This window comes from Oscillibacter sp. PEA192 (genome assembly GCF_003574015.1).
GTDB lineage: Bacteria > Bacillota > Clostridia > Oscillospirales > Oscillospiraceae > Oscillibacter > Oscillibacter welbionis.
In genome coordinates this window covers 164,992-185,547 of sequence record NZ_AP018532.1, presented here as the reverse complement: position 1 = coordinate 185,547, position 20,556 = coordinate 164,992, and the positions used below count along the sequence as shown (strand labels likewise).

The 20,556-nt window shown below is 55.3% G+C and carries 14 protein-coding genes; 6 read left to right on the top strand and 8 right to left on the bottom strand.

From position 1 onward, the window contains the following. Positions 1-464: 464 nt before the first annotated feature. Positions 465-5,198 carry an S-layer homology domain-containing protein gene (locus DN611_RS16910; protein ID WP_333637352.1) on the bottom strand — a complete coding sequence of 1,578 codons (4,734 nt, stop codon included), beginning with the start codon at positions 5,196-5,198 and terminating at the stop codon, positions 465-467. Positions 5,199-5,630: 432 nt separating this feature from the next. Between DN611_RS16910 and DN611_RS00875 the strand changes: the two genes are divergently transcribed. Beyond that, entirely contained in the window at positions 5,631-5,939 is a 309-nt protein-coding gene (locus tag DN611_RS00875) for a hypothetical protein (protein WP_119310429.1), read from the top strand. Between the two features lie 751 nt (positions 5,940-6,690). Here DN611_RS00875 and DN611_RS00870 read toward each other — a convergent pair. From DN611_RS00870 to DN611_RS00860, 3 genes are read right to left on the bottom strand one after another with little or no spacing between them, the layout of a single operon-like run. Next, complete coding sequence (locus DN611_RS00870; RefSeq protein ID WP_119310428.1) at positions 6,691-7,635, bottom strand: ComEC/Rec2 family competence protein; 945 nt, start codon at positions 7,633-7,635, stop codon at positions 6,691-6,693. Next, a complete protein-coding gene (locus tag DN611_RS00865; RefSeq protein ID WP_025544010.1) occupies positions 7,622-8,713 on the bottom strand; it encodes an ABC transporter ATP-binding protein in 1,092 nt (363 codons plus the stop codon). Before DN611_RS00865 ends, DN611_RS00870 begins: the two co-directional genes overlap by 14 nt. Before the next feature lie 15 nt (positions 8,714-8,728). After that, positions 8,729-10,378, bottom strand: coding sequence for an ABC transporter permease (locus DN611_RS00860; RefSeq protein WP_025544009.1), 1,650 nt, complete (start codon positions 10,376-10,378; stop codon positions 8,729-8,731). A 342-nt stretch (positions 10,379-10,720) separates the two neighbouring features. Here DN611_RS00860 and DN611_RS00855 point away from each other — a divergent pair, with 342 nt between their 5' ends. Next, positions 10,721-11,947 carry an IS110 family transposase gene (locus DN611_RS00855; RefSeq protein ID WP_009261591.1) on the top strand — a complete coding sequence of 409 codons (1,227 nt, stop codon included), beginning with the start codon at positions 10,721-10,723 and terminating at the stop codon, positions 11,945-11,947. Positions 11,948-12,076: 129 nt separating this feature from the next. On the opposite strand, the gene DN611_RS00850 is transcribed toward DN611_RS00855, so the two are convergent. The 4 genes from DN611_RS00850 to DN611_RS00835 are packed head-to-tail and all read right to left on the bottom strand — an operon-like array spanning position 12,077 to position 15,982. Then, the gene (locus tag DN611_RS00850; RefSeq protein ID WP_119310427.1) at positions 12,077-12,688 is read right to left on the bottom strand and encodes a TRAP transporter small permease subunit; all 612 of its coding nucleotides are present in this window, start codon (positions 12,686-12,688) and stop codon (positions 12,077-12,079) included. Positions 12,689-12,740: 52 nt separating this feature from the next. Continuing rightward, positions 12,741-13,826, bottom strand: coding sequence for a TRAP transporter substrate-binding protein DctP (gene dctP, locus DN611_RS00845; RefSeq protein ID WP_021749570.1), 1,086 nt, complete (start codon positions 13,824-13,826; stop codon positions 12,741-12,743). 37 nt (positions 13,827-13,863) lie between these two features. Then, positions 13,864-14,673 (bottom strand): enoyl-CoA hydratase/isomerase family protein, encoded by an 810-nt coding sequence (locus DN611_RS00840; protein ID WP_021749571.1) that lies wholly within the window; start codon positions 14,671-14,673, stop codon positions 13,864-13,866. Between the two features lies 1 nt (position 14,674). Further along, a complete protein-coding gene (locus tag DN611_RS00835) occupies positions 14,675-15,982 on the bottom strand; it encodes an acetyl-CoA hydrolase/transferase family protein (protein WP_119310426.1) in 1,308 nt (435 codons plus the stop codon). Between the two features lie 445 nt (positions 15,983-16,427). Here DN611_RS00835 and DN611_RS00830 point away from each other — a divergent pair, with 445 nt between their 5' ends. The 4 genes from DN611_RS00830 to DN611_RS16900 all read left to right on the top strand — a co-directional run bounded on the left by DN611_RS00830 (position 16,428) and on the right by DN611_RS16900 (position 20,524). Further along, positions 16,428-17,897 (top strand): sigma-54 interaction domain-containing protein, encoded by a 1,470-nt coding sequence (locus tag DN611_RS00830; RefSeq protein ID WP_119310425.1) that lies wholly within the window; start codon positions 16,428-16,430, stop codon positions 17,895-17,897. A 981-nt stretch (positions 17,898-18,878) separates the two neighbouring features. Further along, the gene (locus DN611_RS00825) at positions 18,879-19,058 is read left to right on the top strand and encodes a hypothetical protein (RefSeq protein ID WP_025544248.1); all 180 of its coding nucleotides are present in this window, start codon (positions 18,879-18,881) and stop codon (positions 19,056-19,058) included. Positions 19,059-19,105: 47 nt separating this feature from the next. Further along, positions 19,106-20,110 carry a tyrosine-type recombinase/integrase gene (locus DN611_RS16905; RefSeq protein ID WP_267288434.1) on the top strand — a complete coding sequence of 335 codons (1,005 nt, stop codon included), beginning with the start codon at positions 19,106-19,108 and terminating at the stop codon, positions 20,108-20,110. Then, a complete protein-coding gene (locus DN611_RS16900) occupies positions 20,111-20,524 on the top strand; it encodes a tyrosine-type recombinase/integrase (RefSeq protein ID WP_333637356.1) in 414 nt (137 codons plus the stop codon). The last annotated feature ends 32 nt before the right edge of the window (positions 20,525-20,556 follow it).

Genomic DNA, 20,556 nt, shown 5'->3' with positions numbered 1-20,556 from the left:
AAGTTAAAGCTGTGCTGGAAGGATTCTCTTCCATCAAGGAGCAGGTCCCCCCTCGGGAAGGAACACATCCCCTCCATCTGCATGTCAGCGGCAGTTCCGGACGAGGTCCAGCCTCCTGCCTTGGGCCGTCAAAGCTGACATGCAGAGAAGCGGATCGCGTCTGCCTGCCGCCCTCCGGCTCTATTTCAGGAACCGCCGCCGGCCTAACGGTTGAATGGATCCCTCTTTGCTCCTTGTCTGGCCCCTCGCTGCCGTGTCCTGCCGTACGGCCAGCGACTTCATGGGACGCCCCTCTATGCCCGAAACTCCCCGGGACGCACAGTGCGTCCCAGGGAGTTTCATAGACATTGCGGCACATGCAGGAGATATATCCATTCATCTCGTATCTTGACGGCTTTGCATCCCGCCATCGGACAGAAAAACAGGGCGGCCCCGAAGGACCGCCCTGAAGCAAAGCATGGTACTTACATCACATTTTCAAAGAACCGGTACAAAATCACCGCAAACTGGGCGCGAGTGGCCGTGCCGGCAGGGTTCAGCAGGCCCTCAGTGGTGCCGGAGATGATCCCCTCTGCGATAGCCCAGGTCATGGGTTCCGTGGCGTAAGCGGCCACGGAGGCGTTGTCCGGGAACGCGGACAGATCGGCCCGCCCGGACACGTCATAGCCCATCTGCTGCGCCCAGCGGTACAAGATGGTCACCATCTGCTGGCGGGTCAGGGCGCCGCCGGGGTTGCTGCCGTCGGAAATCTTGCTCTCCACGGCCCAGTGCTGCGCCTCGGTCATGTTGGAGGGATTGAACTCCGTCAGACGGGCCAAAACCATCCACAGCTGCTGGCGGGTCACCGTGCTGCCGGGGGCGAACCGCTCGGCGCTGACACCGTTCATATAGCCGTTTTCATAGGCCCAGGTGATCTCCTCCACGGCCCAATAGTCCTCCGCCACGTCGGCAAAGGGCAGGTTCTCCTCTTTCTCCAGAGTGAATGTGGCCTCCACAGTGACCTTGCTGCCGGGCATGGTAAACGTGTACTTGTTGCCGCCCTTGCTCTGGAGCTTCACAGTGTCCCCGTCCTTGTCGGTGACAGTCAACTCGTCCAGCTCATAGCCATTGTCGGGCTTGACGGTGATGGTCACGGTATCGCCCTTGTCCGCCCGCTTGGGACTGACGGTGACGGTGCCGTGCTTGCTGTTCTCCACGCTGACGGTATAATCACCGCTGCTGGAGGAAGAGGATCCGCCGCCGGAGGGAGCGGAATAAGTAATCGTGATCTTACCATCGCTCACGCTCATGCTGCAGCGGCTGCCCAGCGTGATCTTGTCCTTATCATAAGTGTGTCCATCGAGGTCAATGGTCACGCTCTTACCGGAGACAGAGATCTTCTCGTCACAATCCTGCGTCAAAACGATGGTATCGCCGGACTTCGCGGCGTTCACAGCCTCCTGCAGCGTGCCGTACTCGCTCTCACCGATCTTGGCGGCAACTGTCAGCTGGCCGTTGAGCACAAAGGTGCTGAAATGCTTAACATGCAGCACCGCGCAGCCATCCTCCACAGTGAAGCCGGAACCATTCAGATATCGCTCACGGGTGCCGTCATCCGCAATGTGCATGATCTCCTGGGGCTCCAAGTCCGCCGGAATCGGCAGGCGGACCTCAATGAGGGTCTGGCCGTCCAGATAGTCGTTGGTTACGGGAATCTCTTTCCCTACGCTTTCGTCGTTGACTATGACCTTCGCCACAGGCTCTGCCTTATAGGAGACATACATCTTGTCCGCTGTGGTCAAATCCGCTTTATCGGCGGTCAGACTCACGGTGATCTCCACCACCACTTTGTCCTCGGGCTTCAGTTCTCCCTCCACCTGATTGATAATGGCATTCTGCGCGGACTCCGTCACCGCGTCAGAAACGCCGCTGACCTGCGCATTGTCGATGACCGCTTCGATCTTTTTCTGGTCTTCCAGCTCGATACTCTCGCTTACTTCAGTCTCCGTCTTCTCCGTGACAATGGGATCGACCTCCGTAGGCTTCGTGGTGGTCACCATGTAGGCGTAGCCCGTCTTGTCGGAAGCGACCACAAAGAGCTTGGGTTCCGCATTTTCCGGTACGTAATCGCTGGGATCAGAGGTGAAGTAGCCGCCGGTAACACTGATTTTGTCGGCAGCCTGGGTATCAATCTCAAAAGCGTCCTTTTTGCTGCCGGCAGAGAAGTTGCCTCCGCTGACTGTCAGCGCCGCAAGGTAGCTGACAATCTTGGTATTCTCATTTGTTGTCCACTGGCCGTTTACACGTTCCAAACGGTATACGGCAATCGCCGCATTGTTGCGGCTGGTCAGCGTACCGCCGGTGATATTCACGGTCATGGTCTGCCCCTCGCCCTGATAACCGCCGCCGCGGGAAACAACAGACAGGGCCGCGCCATCATCGGTGCTGCCATCCCCCTGGGAAGCGGGCTTGGTGGGAAATTCCGTAAAGGGCAGCGTTGCGGTAATCACAGCATTTTCAGCAATGGTCAGCGTACCGGCGCCGCAATACTGCACGCCGTTCGGGCCGATCAGTTCTGCATCACCCTTGATCGTCAGGTCGCCTACCTGGGGATGATAGATGACATTTCCCTCAGTGGATTCCAGTCTGCCGCCGGTAATCACTGTCTCCGTATAGTCGGCAGAGCCATTTCCGGCAACCGCAAATGCGACCGCCTGTATCTCCCCGCCGTTGATCTCCACAGCGGTTTTGTTTGCCTCATCACTTGTACCAACTGTGTTGATACCATAGGTGCCTGTGTATTTGCCGCCGTCAATTACGGCCTTTGCTCCGTTCTGAATAAAGACGGCATAGTTGCCGGAAACCGTACCGCTTTTGAAATACGCCTCAGTGCCCTGACCATTGACAACAACTGCAATATTGTTGCTGCCGGAGCCAGTATTCTGGATCTTGCCGTTCCCCTTGCTGTCCTGAACGGTCACACGGCTGGCTTCCAGCCACAGCGTATTGGTCGCGTTAGAACTTGTAAGCGTGCAGCCATTCAGATCCAGAGTGACCGCTTTGTTGATCGTAACTCTGTCGCTGCCAAGATCCACCTCTCTCAGCAACGTGATGGTATCATTTTCTTTTGCTTCGGTGATGGCCTTGGCCAGCGTCTGATAATAGGTATCGCCGATTCTGACGGCAGCAAATCCCTCTTCGACCTTGCCCACAGTACCGTTGGCATCCTGTCCAAGACCCTCGGCCAGATACTTGCTCACATCGCTGGAGAACGTGCCGCCGGTGATGATTGCATCACCCTTTGCGTAACCGCTGACCGTACGAATATTTCCCTCAAACGTGCCGGCAGAAATCTCCAGCTTGCCGCCGCTCAATTCAATATCGCCGGTAATGGTGCCTGTGGTATTGATCTTCACCGTGGGAATCTCGTAACTGCCAAACTTGCAGGAATCAAAAGCCGTTTGGTTTTTATATGCCTTTATACTCGTATTTCCGATAAACTGAACAGTACCGCAGTTATTGGAAATCGCATACTGACAGGGTGCGCTTGCCTGACTGGCATCAATCACCATATTCTCAAGCGTCAGGTTGCAATAGTTCTGCAGGCCGATCAGCAGGGTCTTCTGATTGGCAAAGATGATGGACCCGTTTTTCAGCGTCAGGGAACCACCCGTCAAGAACTGAAACGCGTTGGTTTCTGTACCGGAAGACCCCACCGTGCTTCCGCTGACCGTATAGGAGTGGGTATTGAAGTCGATCGTCAGGTTCTTTTTGGATGTATCGATCACAATTCCGTCGCCCTCTGTATCTTTGAGCAGCGTAATGACAGACTTGTCCGCAGCCGCTTCCACAGCCTCTGCCAGGGAGGTATACTGTTCCACCCCCTCTGCGGTTGTGACCTCGGCAACCATCATCTCTTCCCGGGAGCCGACCTCGCCGTTGGCGTTCTGCACATAGCCCTCGGCCAGATACTGTTCATCGACTTTGCTGGAGGATGTGCCGCCAGTGATGTTCAATCCGCCCAAGGCTACATCTACCTTGTAGGCCGGAATTCCTTCAGGTGCGCTGAATTGACCGCCTCTGATTTGGAGAACCGCCTGTTCTTTCAGGCCCCCGTCGTTGCTGTTTCCAACCAGAACGGCAGTCTGCTTCCCCTCCGTCACAAATGTACCGTCATTTACAACAACCTGTACGGCACCGGCTTCTCCGGCCACATAAAGCGCATAGAATACAGCGCCATGCTTCTGGGCGCAATCTACCGTCTTATAGCTGCCGCCATTGACTTCCATTGTCCCAGCGGTCGCACTAAGGGCTCCCTGCGTGCCGGTCACAACAACGCTTCCCTCAGACGACGGCGTAATCGTCAGCTTGGCATCAGGATCGTTGTCCACGCCGCTGCGGACCGTATATCCCCAATTTTGGCTATCGCACCTGCTGCAAGACGTATTCGTAAAAATTCCGCCGGTAATCAGCGTTTCTCCGTTTACATCAACAGCGGGATAAACACTATTTGTAAAGCTTCCGCCGGTAATTGTCGTATTGGAGCCTTCAAAGCTGCGAACAATCGTTGCCCCACCGCTAAAAGTTCCGCCATTAATCACAGCCTTACCGCCATCCTGATTTCTCAGATGAACGGTCATGGCTTTATCAGCTATCTGAAATGTTCCGTTTTCCACAGTCAACGTGCCATAGTTATTGATGAAGCCCTTGTAGCTTGTCGCCTCAGTTGCATCAAAGGTACCGTCGCCTGTAATTGTAAGTGTGCCATTGTTTACGATCAAATTTTTACTGCTGTCCGAAAAGCCAATAGACAACGTCTCACCATTCATGTCTAAAATGATCGTCTTTCCGCTGTCAATGGTCACCTGATCTGACAATGCAATACTGCTCGTCAATTCAATCGTGCCGCTGCCCTGCACAGCGTCAACAGCAGCCTGCAGTGTTTCATACTGCTGACCGTCGACCTCTGCCACATACGAAGTGTCTGCCGCCGTCAGGGCTGCGTCGGACTCGCCTGCGGCCCCATCCTCAGAATTGCCTGTCAGGTCATCCGCAGGTCCCTCTGCCGGATCGTCCGGGATGTTCCCGCTGCCGGAATCCTGCTGCTCCAAAGGCGTCTCGGACGAAGGGGTCTCCTCCGCAAACGCCCCCACGGTCAGCAGACTCATCGTCATGACGACCGCCAACAGCAGAGCCAGCAGTTTCTTACCTGTTTTCATCTTTCTCGCTCCTTCTTCTGTTATTTTCGCCGGAAAACAAAGCTCCTTATTTCCGCAAAGCGGAAATAAAAACGGTATATACCGTTTTGGAGGACGCCGGTCTCTTACACCCCTATCATACTTCATGACTTCGCAGAAAACAAGCAAAAAATAAGACATAATATTATTTTTGAATCAAATTATTTTTAGCTGGATGAAGCCGGGGAAGCGCGCCGCCCCCCTCCGTCTCTCCATTGGAAACAGTACGTATAGCGCATAAGTAATGCTTATATGCTTATGCAGGCTGTGGAGTGATAAACCCGCTCCTCAGCCGCCATATTTTTTAACGTAATATTTTTTCTGTCGTATTTAAAACCAGCAGTTTGAGAATGACACCGCGGTGCCATCTGTTATGTTGCTGTAAAAGGTATAAGCGACACGGAAAAGGGCCGGGTGGACTGGAACCGGAGCAAGAGACCATTCAAGGGCTTGAGCCCTAAGACAGCGCAAAGCATTCACCAGATCATCGTCTCGGCTATGAAGCCAACAAATGCTTATCACAGCAGCTCAGAATACGGCAAAACCACGCAAAAATTCTTCCAGATACCATCTAATTCTTTGAAGGCGCAGGAAACCCGGCTGATTTCTTTGGAAATCAGCCGGGAGAGAAGCGGAATGCAATACCAGGCGGTAGCCTGTGTCCACTTTGAAAAGGCAGAGAAAAAGGGGCAATGCCCACTGCTCAAGGTGCGGCAGAGATAAGCCCGAGATTTCCATCTATGAGCCGATGCTGTTTCAAACAGCTATAAAGCCAGGTTGGGTCTGCCAGACCAATTTGAGCTTGTTTTACATGGCCCCGTAAAAGGCAAAAAACGTCGCGGTACGAGAACACAGAGTCTCCTCCGGGCGGCATCGCGTCGGCCAACTGTGACGCAAAAAAGCAGAAAGCGTATGACAGCAGGCGTCAGGCCGGAAGCAGCATTCTATCCCGCCACGACGGGCAGAACGGCACTCCTTCCACGTACATATCCTGATTTTTTGTGCGCATTCCTAATTTTAGGAAAGTGACAGGCGCCGAAGCGCCTGCCCTTTTCTCGAAGCCGCAATCGCATTTCTGCCCGAATGCCCTGCAGTCTGCACGTAAGCCGCTTCCGGCTCATGCATTGACACGCGATGATGGCGGAAACCTGTACCCCATCAGTGGAGATGGGCTGATCCGTCCAGGTTACAACCGCTTTGGATACGGGAAATGCTGTCAAGATGCCCTCGGTATGCCCCGCGGGTAATAAACGTCGTATTCCATAAAATAGTGGAACAAAGTCTCTCATATAGAACAATATGCAGAAGGAATCCGGGAATAATTTTTGAGATTCTCTCACTTGTTGTCTCCGCGCCAGTCCCCATTGTAATCCAACCTGGCGGGAATATCGGCGTGCGTCAGGCAGGAGTCGTTCACATCCTGATAAATCGTTGGGGTCCAGTGTTCAGAGCGGTTCCCTCCCCCCACATCTTTTTACACGTCCGATACCATAAGAACTCCCTTTTCAATCCGAAAACGTATGGCAACATGAGGCTGATCCGGAGCATACTGACACGGTACTGCATCCGTAAAAAAGCATTCAACGCCAAACTGCGACAAAAGCTGAATAATTTTTTTGCTGGGGCAGTCATCTGTCCGATCATCCGAGACCGAGATAACGGCGTACCGTGGCCGCAGCATCTCCAGAAGTCGGGATGTCAAGGCGTCCCCGTGCCCATGGTGGGGCAGCTTTATGAGGGTGCAGGGCGGGAGCTGGTGCCGCTCCCAGCAGGAGGCATACACATCCCCCGGCAGCTCAATCTCCTGCCCGGCATAGGATAGCCGCAGGCGGATACTGGTGTTGTTGATAAAGCCGTCAAGCGCCTCCAGGTCCCCGCTGCTGCCCGCGCCAGAAAGGACGGCGTCCCAGATGGAAGCCTGCCGCAGCCGGAGTTCTTCATCCTCCAGAAAAACACCGGCAGACAATGTCTCCGTCAGCCGCCGGCAATCACAGGGCGTCCGGATCAGCCGGATCTCCGTCTTCTGGCTTCGCAGATGAGCCAGGGCTTTTACATAAATCCCCATAGAGGTCATCAGACACCGGGCGCCGGCTGGAGCTCCCGGCACTGCCGGGAGTGTGTGCCCCCACATCTCCTCCGGCGGGAGGTAGTTGGTCCAGAATTCCCGCACCCGGACCCCCGGCAGCAAATGAGTCAGTCCGCCGGCGTGGTCCAGGTGGAGGTGGGTCAGCACCAGCAGGTCCAGCTCCCGGATCCCCTCCCGGCGCAGGTAGTCCGCCGCAGTGATCCGCCGTCCGTCCGGTCGGGAGCGCCCGATGCGAGCGTCCCCGCAGTCCACCAGCATGGCGAAGGGTGTCTCCGTCTCCCGCAGCAGGATCGCGTCGCCATAGCCCACATTGATAAAGTCAACCAGCAGCATCCGCACCACCGCCTTTCAGCACGTGGAGCTTGCGAGTATCCAAACGAAGCTGCACATCCCCTGTCCGGGCGCCGGTGAGGTCCACATTGGCGTCATCAATGACAAAGACCTCCTCCCCTACCCGCACCCAGTAGCGGATCATACGACCCAGGAAGCTGTAATTTTCAATGGTGCCGCGCAGCGCCGTGCCCTCCGGGACAGTCTCTTCCAGCCCCATCAGGCTGATACCCTCCGGGCGGACCACCAGAGTCACCGGCTCGCCGCCCTGAAGGTCCGTGTCCTCGTCCACCCGGAGGCGCATACCCCTGTGGTCCACGGACAGGCTGCCGTCTGCCTCCCGATGGGCCGTACCCTCCAGGAAGTTCACCGTGCCGACGAAGTCCGCCACAAAGCGGGTGGCGGGGCGGAAGTAGATTTCCCAGGGGCTGCCGATCTGCTCGATGCGGCCCCTGCGCATCACGGCGATGATGTCTGACATGGACAAGGCTTCGTCCTGATCGTGGGTGACGTACATGGTGGTGATCCCGAACTTCTGCTGGATCTGCCGCAGCTCCGTCCGCACCTCCACCCGGAGTTTGGCGTCCAGGTTGCTGAGGGGCTCATCCAGCAGCAGGATCTCCTGCCCCATCACCAGCGCCCGGGCAAAGGCCACCCGCTGCTGCTGGCCGCCGGAGAGCTGCTTCGGGAACCGCCCATCCAGTCCCTGGAGGTTGAACATCTCCAGCATCTCCGCCACCTTGCGGTCCTTTTCCTCCTTGGGCGCCTTTTTCAGCTTCAGGCCGTAGGAGATGTTCTCATACACCGTCATGTGGGGAAACAGCGCATACTCCTGGAACACCAGCGGCGTATTGCGCTTGAAGGGCGGCAACCCGTTCATCCGCTTGCCGTCCACCAGGACGTCGCCCTCCTCCGGCTCGGAAAACCCCGCCAGCTGGCGCATCAGGGTGGTCTTGCCGCAGCCGGAGGGGCCCAGCAGCGTCACGAACGCCCCCTTTGGGATCTGTAAGGACACATGGTCCAGAGCCACAAAGTCGTCGAACTTCTTGACGACGTTCCGAAATTCAATATAAGCATCCATACGTTCCGCCTCCCTTTACAGTTCCAGCTTGATGCCCTGGCGGCCCAGGAGCCACTGAGCCAGCCGCAGCACGGTAAACGCGATGGTGATGAGCACCACAGTAAACGCCGCCGCCTCGCCCCACTGTCCGCTCTGCACGAGGACCATCACAGAGATGGTGCCCACGGTGGTGGAGGGCGCGTAGAGGAAGATCACCACGCTGAGGCAGGTAACCGACCGCAGGAAGGACAGCACGAAGCCCGAGAGAAACGGCGCCTTCAGCAGCGGAATGATGACATCCTTGAAAGAGCGGAAGCTGTTGGCTCCCAGATTCAGGGCCGCGTCCTCCACCGAGGCGCCGATCTGCTGCAGGCCTGCTGTTGCCGCACTGTAACAGGTGGGCAGATTCCAGAACAGCAGCGCCAGCACCATGATGGCGCCCGTCCCCGTCAGGGACAGCCAGCCGCCGTTGAACGCCAGCACAAATCCGATGCCCAGAAACATACCGGGAATGGCACCGGGCAGGATGGCCAGGAAGTCCAGAAACTTGTTGAGGCCTACCTGCTTCTTCTGTACGATGTAGGCCAGGACCATGGCCAGCAGCGCGGCGCCTAAAGACGCCAGGAGGCCGTATTTGATGGAGTTCCAGATCTGTTCCCCTTTCAGGAACACGTACTGCAGGTTCTCCCAGGTGAAGGACCAGTCATATCCCCAGGTCTTGGTGAAGGCCCCGTAGAAAAGGGTGCCGTACACCAGAAGGACGAACAGGGAGATCAGCATGGTCAGCGTGAACAGGGTCCACTTCACCCACTTGGGGACCGGAAAGGGATTTAGCGAAATCTCCTTGCCGGTAATGGTAACATAGGACCGCCTGCCCACCCAGAAGCGGTTCACCAGGAACAGCGCCACGGCCGGGATCAGCAGTGCCACCGCCAGGACGGAAGCTGTACTCATGTCGTACCAGCCGTTGATCTGCATATACGCCTCCGTGGGCAGCAGGGCCAGATCGCCGCCGATCATGATGGGGTTGCCGAAATCCGTCAGGACGTTGATGGCCGCGATGAGGGCGCCGCCGGCCACGCCGGGGCGGCACAGGGGCCAGAACACATCCCGGAACACCTGCCACCGGGTGGCGCCCATGTTGTAGGCTGCATACTCCAGATTGGTGGAGATGCCCTTCATCACGCCGTAGATCACCGAGTAGGCGTAGGGGAAGAAGGTGACAGTCTGGACGATCCACAGTCCCAGGCGGCCATAGATATCCACATGGAGTCCCAGCAGGCCTTTTGTGATGATCCCCTGGACGCCGAAGAGCAGGATATAGCTCAGCGCCACGATAAAGGGCGGAGAGACAATGGGAAGCAGTGTAATAAATCGGAACAGCCCTTTGCAGGGCACATCCAGGCGGGCGATGACATAGGCGAACAGAAATGCCACCGCCGTGCAGGAGATGGTGGAGACCAGGGTCATGAACAGGCTGTTTTTGATGGCGGTGAGCCAGCGGGGCCGGTTGAACAGCTCCAGATAGGTCCCCCCATCGGGGAACAGGATGACCTTGACCACTGGATAGATCACAAATATTCCCACAAACAGGATAATGGCGATGATGACCAGCAGCAGGAGCGGTTCATTTTTCAACCGCTTCATTTCTTTGACGGATTCCCGTGCGGACGTGCCCGCGACCATAGGGACTCCTCCTCGTATAATAAGTTTCAAAGTTAATAGTTTCAGGTATCAGCAGGCTTTGAGGTGCCCGTGATACAATAGCTGTAGGACAGCAGGGTCAAGTTCTGAGTCCTCCGGTTGAGCCGTAAGGCTACTTCACTGAAAGTCTGTTCCCCTGAACCGGAAGTTAGCTGCAAACTCATTGGCTGTTTGCCTGGGACAAGACCGCCCTTTCAGCAGTGAGGGCTATCGCATTGGTCTGCCCAGGAATGATTCTGATAAGCGAGGGTGCCAGATGCTCCGGTTATCATGGGTATCTCAAAGCCTGCTGGCCTGAAATCTCCATGCGGGGAGGTGAAAATTGTGAATCCACTATTCGTTGGCATTGATGTGAGCAGCAAGAACAATGTGGCCTACCTGATGAAACCGGACGGCAGCAAACACTCCAGCTTCTCCGTGCAGAATAACCTTGGCGGTGCTAAACTGTTATCAGAGAGAATCGTATCGGCACTTGGCTCCATGCAGCTTGAGCGTGTGGTGATTGGCCTGGAGGCCACCTCCATCTACGGGGACAGCCTAGTCTATGCTCTTCGTGAGGATGGCCGCTTGGGGCGGTTTCAGAGGAAAATCCATGTTCTAAATCCAAAGCAGGTGCGGAAATTCAAGGAAGCCTATTCTGACCTGCCAAAGAACGACTGGGTGGACGCCTTTGTGATTGCCGACCATCTCCGTTTCGGCAGAATCAACAGGGAGGTCTACATGGACGATTACCGCTACAAAGCCCTGCAAACCCTTACCAGAGCCAGATTTGATGTCATCCAAAACTTGACCCGGGAGAAGCAGCGGTTCGCCAACTACTTATTCCTCAAATGCTCCGGCATGGCCCAGGACAAAGACATTCAGAACACCAGCGCCACCACCATCGCACTCATGGAACACTTTGAAACCGTGGATGACTTGGCGAATGCCGACCTGGAGGAACTGACTGCCTTTATTACTGAAACAGGCCGTGGCAAATTTGCTGACCCGGATGCTACCGCCAAGGCAGTTCGGGCTGCAGCCAAAGGCTCCTATCGGCTGCCCAAAACAGTAAACGACACTGTAAACCAAGCAATGGCTGTTTCTATTGCCTCCATGCGCGCCTTGAAAGGGCAGGTCAAAGTATTAGATAAGGCCATTGAACAGCAGTTTGAAATCATTCCGAACACTTTGACCTCCATCCCCGGTATTGGCAAGGTCTACTCCGCCGGTATCATTGCTGAGATTGGTGATATCCACCGTTTTGATTCCCAAGCCTCGGTTGCCAAATACGCCGGCCTTGTCTGGAACAGGAGCCAGTCTGGCGACTTCGAGGCCGAACACTCCAGAATGATTAAATCCGGCAACCGCTATCTCCGCTACTACCTGCTGGAAGCCGCCAACTCCGTGAGAAGATGCGACTCCGAGTTCCGGCGTTACTATGACCTCAAATTCAAAGAGGTCAACAAGTACCAGCATAAACGCGCACTCGCTTTAACTGCCAGAAAACTGGTCCGGTTGGTCTTTCGGCTGCTAAAGGACAACCGCCTGTATATCCCGCCGGAGGGCTGAGAGCGCAGCTTGCCACTCTGACTCATAGGCCCTGTTTCAAAATTTCTCAGGGACAGGGCTTTGGTTGGTGTTGCCTTTTTGCTGTCTACACAGTGCTTTTTACTCTGTTTCGCTTAAAATTTTCTTGCATCACCTACTTGACTTCATACCATTGGACTTTCCGGTTTCGTCAGGCAGATGCTCAGCGGACTTCACGATTTCAATTGCCTCCGCGACTTCGTCGGAGTTGTTGGTGAGTTCAATCTTGCCTGCCATAGCGGCTACATTCTTGATAAGCTCACTGATGGCTTGAATGAACATCAGTGCAGCGCCCAGAGGCACCCAAAACCGGATGGTCCACATGGGAGACCCCCACACGGAAGAGATCCGTTCATTGAGGCGGAAGGACAGTAGGAAGATGTTTATTCCGTAGATAAATACCAGCCCCATACAGATTAGGACCAGAATGGCGGTGGCGATATTGATACCGCAGCGGACTTTGACAGGGAATTTATTATAAAGCAGATCCACTCGCACCAGGCCGCCCTTCCAGTAGCAGTATCCGCCGCAGGCCATCAGCATCAGGCCCCAGATCTGGATAATCAGCTCCCATGCCCAGACGGTTGGAGACTTGAGGACATAACGTGAGAATACCTCAAAGGCGGTGAGGCAGATCATGGGCAGAAGAATCCAGGCGAAGATTCTGCCAATGGTCCGATTAATGGCGTCAATGCCGCCTGATAATTTCAATAGTGCGTTCATGTCTCACTTTCCCTTCTCTTGAATTCTATTTTTCTGTGAGGAACGCGCGGACTCAGTAATCCACTTGGCGGCCATAGTCACGGTTTTGCTGCTTGATGATCTCGATACCGCGGGCCATACGCTCGCTCTTGGCGGCCAGCTCTTCCCAGGTCTGGGTGACAGCAATTTCACGCATCTCGGCCAGGACGTCATCAGGCAGCGGAGACAGCTCAGTGTAGCCGCCCTGGATAGCGTCTCGAACACTTTTCTCCGTACCAACCACATGGGCCTGGCCGATGACGCCGATGTTGGCCAGCCGGATGGTCTCGTCCACGATGCTCCGCAGGTCCTCAGGGAGCTTGTTCAGGCTGTCCTGATTCACCACGGTGGCCATTTGGCAGAAGCACATGGAGGGGCTGAGGGCGTACTGCGCCACCTCGCGGATGTTGTTGGAGTCACTCAGAGAGGACCATCCATACAGAGCGCCGTCAATGGTGCCCAGCTGCAGGGCCTGATAGACCTCTGTGCCGGCGATGTTGGTGGGAGAGGCCCCCAACGCAGCCAGGAAGTCGCCCCACACGCCCAGAGCGCGGATCTTTTTGCCGTGGAAGTCCTCCAGGCTCTCTACCTGGAAGTTTGCCAGGACGTTGTAGTTGGGCTCATGGGCATTCCAGTAGTATTTGAGATTCAGTTCTCCGTAGGCCTCCTGGATCACATCCAGCAACCCATAGTTCTCCATTACGTCATAGATTTCGGCGGAGCTCTCCCATGCAAAGGGGATGCCGCAGGCCAGATCCGCCTCCGGAATCAGGCCGGAGAAGGTGGAGCCGAAGATGACGGCACAGTCAAAGGCATTTTGCGAGAGATAGGTCAGTATATCGGAGGTCTGGCACAAAGCGCCCGGCTCATACAGCTCCACCTGAAGGCGGCCATTGGTAGCGGTCTCCAGAGCCTCCTTCAGGTTGGTGGCCATATCGCCCTGCAGGGAATTCAGGGAGTAGCTGCTCTGCAGGCGCCAGGTGATCGTCTCGCCACCGGAGGAGCTCTCTCCCACGCCTGAATCGCTGCCAGCGGTATCGCCGCCGCAAGCAGTCAGCAACGTCAGCGACATACACAGTGCCAGAATCAGCGCAAACAGTTTTTTTGCATTCTTTCTCATGATCCTTCCTCCTAAAGTCTTGTATGGGGGATGTGTTTTACTGGCCGGTATACTGCGGCTCCCGCTTTTCCAGGAAGGCGGAAACACCCTCCTTGAAATCCGCATGACGAGCCATGTAGCGGGTGTAAGTCACCTCCAGCTCATCCTTCCGGTGGATCTGGAAATCCTCCTGCTCATTCATGCAGGCTTTCAGGTACCGCAGCACCAGGGGACCACGGCGGCACAACTCCCGCGCCTTGTCCATGGCCGCGGGCATCAGTTCCTCCAGCGTGTCTACCACCATGGTGACACCGCCGTACTTGTCGTGGAGCTCTTCTGCGGTGATGAAGGTGCCGCAGTAGCTCATATCCCGCTGGATCTGGGGGGGCAGAATGCGGGCTAGATGGGCGCTGCCGCCCACCACGCTGAGCTTTGCCTCCGGTGCGCCGAAGAGGGTCCCCTTCACGGCGATAGAGATATCCGCACCGGCGGGGTAGCACACGCCGCCGCCCAGGCAGTGGCCGTGAACTGCACAGATCAGGGGAACCCGCAGTTCATAGAGGGCCTGAGCACCATCGTAATAGACCTCCTGGGTATTGGTGACATCCTTATCCAGGATGCTCTGATAGAATCGCTTGATGTCCACGCCCACGCAGAAGGTTTTGATGTCGGAGTGCATAATGCACACCCAGATGTCGTCCTCATGGTTGATATAGTCGCACAGGAGCAGGATCTCCTCCTGCACCACGCCGTCTGCCGCATTCACCGGGGGATTGTGGAGGGTCATAACGGCGATGTGATCCTCCACGGACAGGAATACCTTTTGTAAGGTATGTCCATTGACGGCCTCAATTTTTTTCTCGGACATATTACTGATCCTCCTTGCCATAGCGTTCGTAGTAAGCTTCCCAGAGCTGATCCCGGAACTTGGGGTGGGCGATGTTGATGAGGAGCCGGGCCCGCTCCCGCAGGCTCTTGGCCCGCAGGTTGGCGACGCCGTATTCCGTCACGATGTAGTGGACGTCCGTACGGGTGGTGGTGACAGTGGTGCCGGGCTCAAACACCGGGACGATCCGGGACACTTCCCCGTGCTTGGCCGTGGAGGGCATGGCCAGAATGGCTTTGCCGTCGGGACACATGGCCGCGCCGCGGACATAGTCCAGCTGACCGCCGATGCCGGAGAATTGCTTGGTGCCCATGGACTCGGAGTTCACCTGACCGTTGAAGTCCACCTGTAGGCAGGAGTTGATGGACACCACTTTGGGATTCTGGCAGATCACGGCGGGGTTGTTCACGTAGTCCACAGTCCGCATCATCACGTCCGGATTGTCATCCACAAAGTCGTAAAGCTTTTTGGAGCCCATCAGGAAGGCAGCCACCATCTTGCCCTTGTCCAGCCGCTTGTTGGCACCGGTGATGACCCCCTTCTGGTACAGATCCACCACGCCGTCGGAGAACATCTCGGAGTGGATGCCCAAATCCTTCTTGTCCCCCAGGAACTTCAGCACCGCATCAGGGATGGTGCCGATGCCCAGCTGCAATGTAGAGCCGTCCTCCACCAGGGAGGCCACATTCCGGCCGATGGCTTCCTCCACTTCGCCGATGGTGCCTCCGCCCAGCTCCGGCAGAGGCGTGGATGCCTCCACACAGCAGGTCAGCTGGGAGACGTGAAGGAAGGACTCCCCCATGGTGCGGGGCATCTGGTCGTTGACCTGGGCAATGACCATTTTGGCGTTCAGGCAGGCGGGCTTGGTGCCGCCCACGGAGACGCCCAGGGACACATAGCCGTGCTTGTCCGGCGGAGTGACGGAAACCATCGCCACGTCAATGGGGAAGGTGCCGTCAGAGAAGAATCGGGTGGACTGGTGGAAGAAAAAGGGTGTGTAGTCCGCCCGTCCTTCCTGCACAGCCTTGCGGGTTGGGCCGCCCACAAACATGGCATTGTGGCGAAGGTGCCCCTTCATCTTGGGATCGCAGTACTCCCCTTTTCCCATGGGAACCCAGTGGACGATCTCCACATCCTTATATTGCTCATAGTTTCGCACCAGCGCATCCACCAGGACGGGGGGTTCATTGGCCGCATGGCCGAAAAAGACCCGGGAACCATCGGGGATCTGCCGGACGGCCTCATCTGCCGTCATTAATTTGGAAGCATAGAGTACCTTCCAGTCTTCCATCTCTTGTACCTCCTTAAAATCTCACATATTTCATCGATGGTATGTCTGGCGGGGGATTTCCGCCACCAACACATTCCGTTGGAATTCGACAAATCATTATAGCAAAAATCTTGCCAATTTAAAAAAACATTCCAGCGAAAAGCCAGAAACCCCTATGACTGTATGGAATTGCGGTTCCTCCTGAAATTCAAAAAAGATCGAATTATTTTCCATGACGGAAACGGGGCCTCGATTATGTGAAAAAAATTGCAATTTTGTGTTCCAAAATTGGAACGAATTTTGAGCAGAGTGCTCCGAAATTGGAACTTGTGAAAACATAAGATTTATGATATAGTCATTTTTGTTAAAAACAAAGCAAAGATGATATGAGTTTTGACGATAAAAAGTGTGATTTCAAATTTGAAATTGCACAAAAGAGCAAAAGGCGAAGGGAGGTGTTCCATTTTTGGAGCAAAAGCAGGTGCGCTCGCAGTTTTCCCATGAGACCATGGAGGAACTGCGCAAGCGAGTTTTGGATTTGGAAGAACAGAACCGTGTCCTGGATGCTTTTATCGAGAACTCTACGGATGCCATCCAGATCTCAGACCGGAATCTGGTGACGCTGCGGATCAACCGGGCTTATGAGGTCCTCACCGGGATTCGGAGAGAGGAGTTAGTGGGGGTGCCGGTGGAGCAGTTGGTGAAAAACCATCTGATTTCCGAATCCTGCGGTGCTATCGTAGCAAAGACCAAAAAGCCACACACCATTGTGCAGACCTTCTATCGCACAGGGCGCAGTGCACATGTGTCCTGCACGCCGGTATTTGATAGCTGCGGTGAGATTGAATTCTATATCTGTAATGACCGGGATTTGGACGAAATCAGCTCTTTGCAGCAGGAGCTTGATAAGATCCGGGGACTGAATGACCAATATCTCCAGGAACTGGAGAGCATCAAGGCCCGGATGGGTGGCCAAAGCAAACTGATTGTGGCCGATAAGGAGATGCTGAAGGTGCTGGCCCTGGCCGCCCGGATAGCCAAGGTGGACTCTACCGCCCTTCTGCTGGGAGAAACCGGTGTAGGTAAGGATGAGATTGCCAGATTTATCCACCAGAACAGCGGGCGGTCCAACCGGCGGTTTGTTCCCATCAACTGCGCTGCCATCACAGAGTCTCTCTTTGAGAGCGAACTCTTTGGACATGAAGGCCATGCCTTCACCGGCGCTGGCAGTAAAGTGAAGCCAGGCCTTCTAGAGGCAGCAGATCACGGAACGCTGTTTCTGGATGAGGTCGGCGAGCTGTCTCTGAATATGCAGGCCAAACTGCTCCATGTGCTGCAGAACCGCTCTTTCATCCGCGTGGGCGGCAACGAACCCGTACAGGTGGACATCCGAGTGATCGCCGCTACTAACTGCGACTTGGAAGAGATGGTGCAGCAGAAACGCTTTCGGGAGGACCTGTATTACCGGCTGAATGTCATGCCGATCCATATTCCGCCGCTCCGGAAGCGAAAAAATGACATCATTCCTCTGGCTCAGCATTTTCTAGATTACTACAATCAAAAATACGACTTTCATCGGAAACTGTCCCCAGCAACCTGCTTTGCGTTGCTGAACTATCGGTGGGAAGGGAACGTCCGCCAGCTGAAAAACAGCATTGAGCAGGCAACCATCATCACGGATACAGACTTGATTCAGCCGGAGAGCTTGCCGATGAACGTGGCGGGTCCGGAGCCTGTTCAGGATGCTCCGGCAGAGGCGGGACTGAATGAGATGCTGGAGCGTATGGAGCTGCGGTATCTCCAGACATTCTACGAGCGGTACGGAAGTATCCGTAAGGCTGCGGAACGCCTGAAACTCCCGCCCACTACGTTCCTACGCCATTGGGAACAGCTACGGCAGAAATATGGAACCTCTTCAGCAGAAGGCAAAGAATGAGGATCTGACAAAATAAACATCCGCTAATGCAATGTGGATACTATGTATTCAAATTCCAAAATGCAATATGAAATGAGTTGGGCCACGGGATGCTTGGAATGCGGGCAACTCTATGTAAATGGCACAGACCTTTGGACCCATGTGGGGAGCTGGGTAAAATCAGCGGGGCGGCTCGTGCGGCTCTGCTGATTCTTTGTACAAGACCATCCGGGCTTTTTTGTGGGCAAGCATCTCGTCCAGCTATACGGCGGCTGCAGTTCTGGGCAGAAGCCCGGCCCCACTTTTGTGGCCAGAGGACGAAAGATAGGGAGAGGGAACGCGCTTTTGCTAAATACGCGAATTACGACGCCGTCGACAAAGAAGCCTTTTTTCTCTGTCATTGAGCCCCCAACAATTCCGCCCTCGTTTGCCCCTGTGGGCCGCTGTGTCGGGCGGACGAGGCCGGGGCGGCATCCGTTGCCCACAAACAACTGCCTTCGGCCCTTGTCGGGCCAGCGTGGCGAAAAGACGAGATACCTCACGCCTGCATTGGCCTTTCTCATCAAATGGCAAGATGACATGAGGTTTGCCCACAACGATTGGCCCCACTTCCGTTGGAGGATTCCCATGTTTCTGGAAGTGAACCGGGGGACGAAAAAAAGCAGGAGAAAGAACCGGCGCTTTTGTTGCGCCGATTCGCTCACAACTTCCCGCAGTGCGGGCAGTTGCGGGATTTTGAAAGAGCGTTGTTCCACACATGAAATAGCAGCAATGACGCTTTTCTCCGCAAAATTCGGCTGTCTCCTTAGATCCGCAGAGTGCCGCTGGGGCGTTCCGGGGCTATTGAGGCACGAAAGCCCCTTCAAAGAATGCGTCGCTGAAAACAAGACAAGGATTCCAATCAGGCAGACAAATTGTTACTTTTCTGATAGTAGGCGCCGTGTCCCCTGGCTATTGAGCCAGCATCGTGACATGCTTTTCCGCTGACAAGGAGGCGGTACGATGTACGACTACTTGAAGGCCTTGCACGCAAGGTCCTGCCAGGAGCCAGAACTTCAAAAAGTCCGGGCGGAACTGGACCAAGCCTACAGAGAAATCAACGCAAGGTTAGGCCAACAAGATCAGGAGACCTTGCTCCAGTTGGCGGATCTGGAGAATGAACTGCGGGAGGAAACCTCCTGACATTCTTCATCACCGGGCTTCAGTTAGGTATAGGGATCGCCGGGGAGATGGAACGGTATTGCCTTGAGGACGAGGAAGAAACGCGGGCCACAGAGAGGGCGAAAATGAAGGATCCCCAGGTCAAAATTGATGTGCTATACAAAGAAAAGAGCCGCTGTCGGCCGCTCTTTCTTAACTTTTTGATAACAGTCACCTTTCCATCTGGCTATTTCTTTTTTCTGTGGCATTTTGTTTCGCTGATGAGAGCTCGCTGGCTCCATAAATGTGAGCAACCGAGCGAAGCGAGACGCTTATCGAGTCGTAAAGGGAGGCGGATGCCATGGCAAAGAAACGGGCCAACGGTGAAGGTAATATCAGGAAAAGATGGCCGGTGGGAAGGGCGGTATACCGCCGGGCATAATCCGGAGACCAGGAAGCTAATCTACAAAAACGTCTTGGGCCGGACCCAGGCAGAGGCGAAGAACAAGCTGAAAGCGGCCATCGAGGAAACCAAGAGCTTGGACGTCACCAAGGCGGGGAAGTACACGGTAGGTACCTGGATGGACGAGTGGTTCGAAAATTACGCAAAGATCAAAGCGAGACCGTCCCCCCACCAGACCTACCGGGGGTACATCAACAACCACATTAAGTCGAATATCGGCAAGGTCCCGCTGGAAAAGCTCACTTCTCTGGAGTTACAGAAATTCTGCAAGAAGCTGCTGACCAGCGGGAGAATTGACAGGGTCGAGAGCAAAAATCAGGCAAAGGGTTTGAGCCCCAAGACGGTGCGGAACATCTGCCAGATCATCGCCTCGGCCATGAAGCTGGCCAAAGAGCAACGGCTGATTGCAGCAGACCCCACAGAGGGCTGTGCCTTGCCGAAGCTGAAACGCAAGGAGATGAAAACGCTGCCCATTGAACAGCTGGCATCCTTCCTTAGAGATGCCAGAAACAGTAGGATATTCGAGATGTACTATGTGGAGCTGGCAGCAAGATTGAGAAGAGGCGAATTGCTTGGCCCGAAATGGGAAGGCATCGATTTCGAACACGGAAACCTTTGGATGAAACAGTAGATCGCCCGGATCAGCAGAAAAATCGTAGATGCCTCCCTGAAAACCAAGAAGGCCTACCGGACGCTGCCCCTGGCAGAGGACACGATCCAGGTTCTGAAACAGCAGAAGAAAAAAGCGGGCAGTAGCCTCTGGGTGTTCCCCGGGCCCACTGGCGGGCCCATCTCACCAGACAGCGTCCTGCATATACTCCACCCGGTGCTGAAGCGGGCGGGGTTGCCCAGAGTTCGATTCCACGACCTCCGGCACACGTTCGCTATGCTGGCACTTCAGAATGGGGTGGACATTAAGACGGTGTCCGGGATGCTGGGACATTTCAGCGCAGGCTTCACGCTGGACACCTACGCCCACGTCACGACAGCGGCGCAAAAGGAGGCGGCCAGGACTATGGAAAAAGTCCTGACGGCGGCAATCTGAAAGCGAAAAAATAATCCCAAACAGCAGGAAAG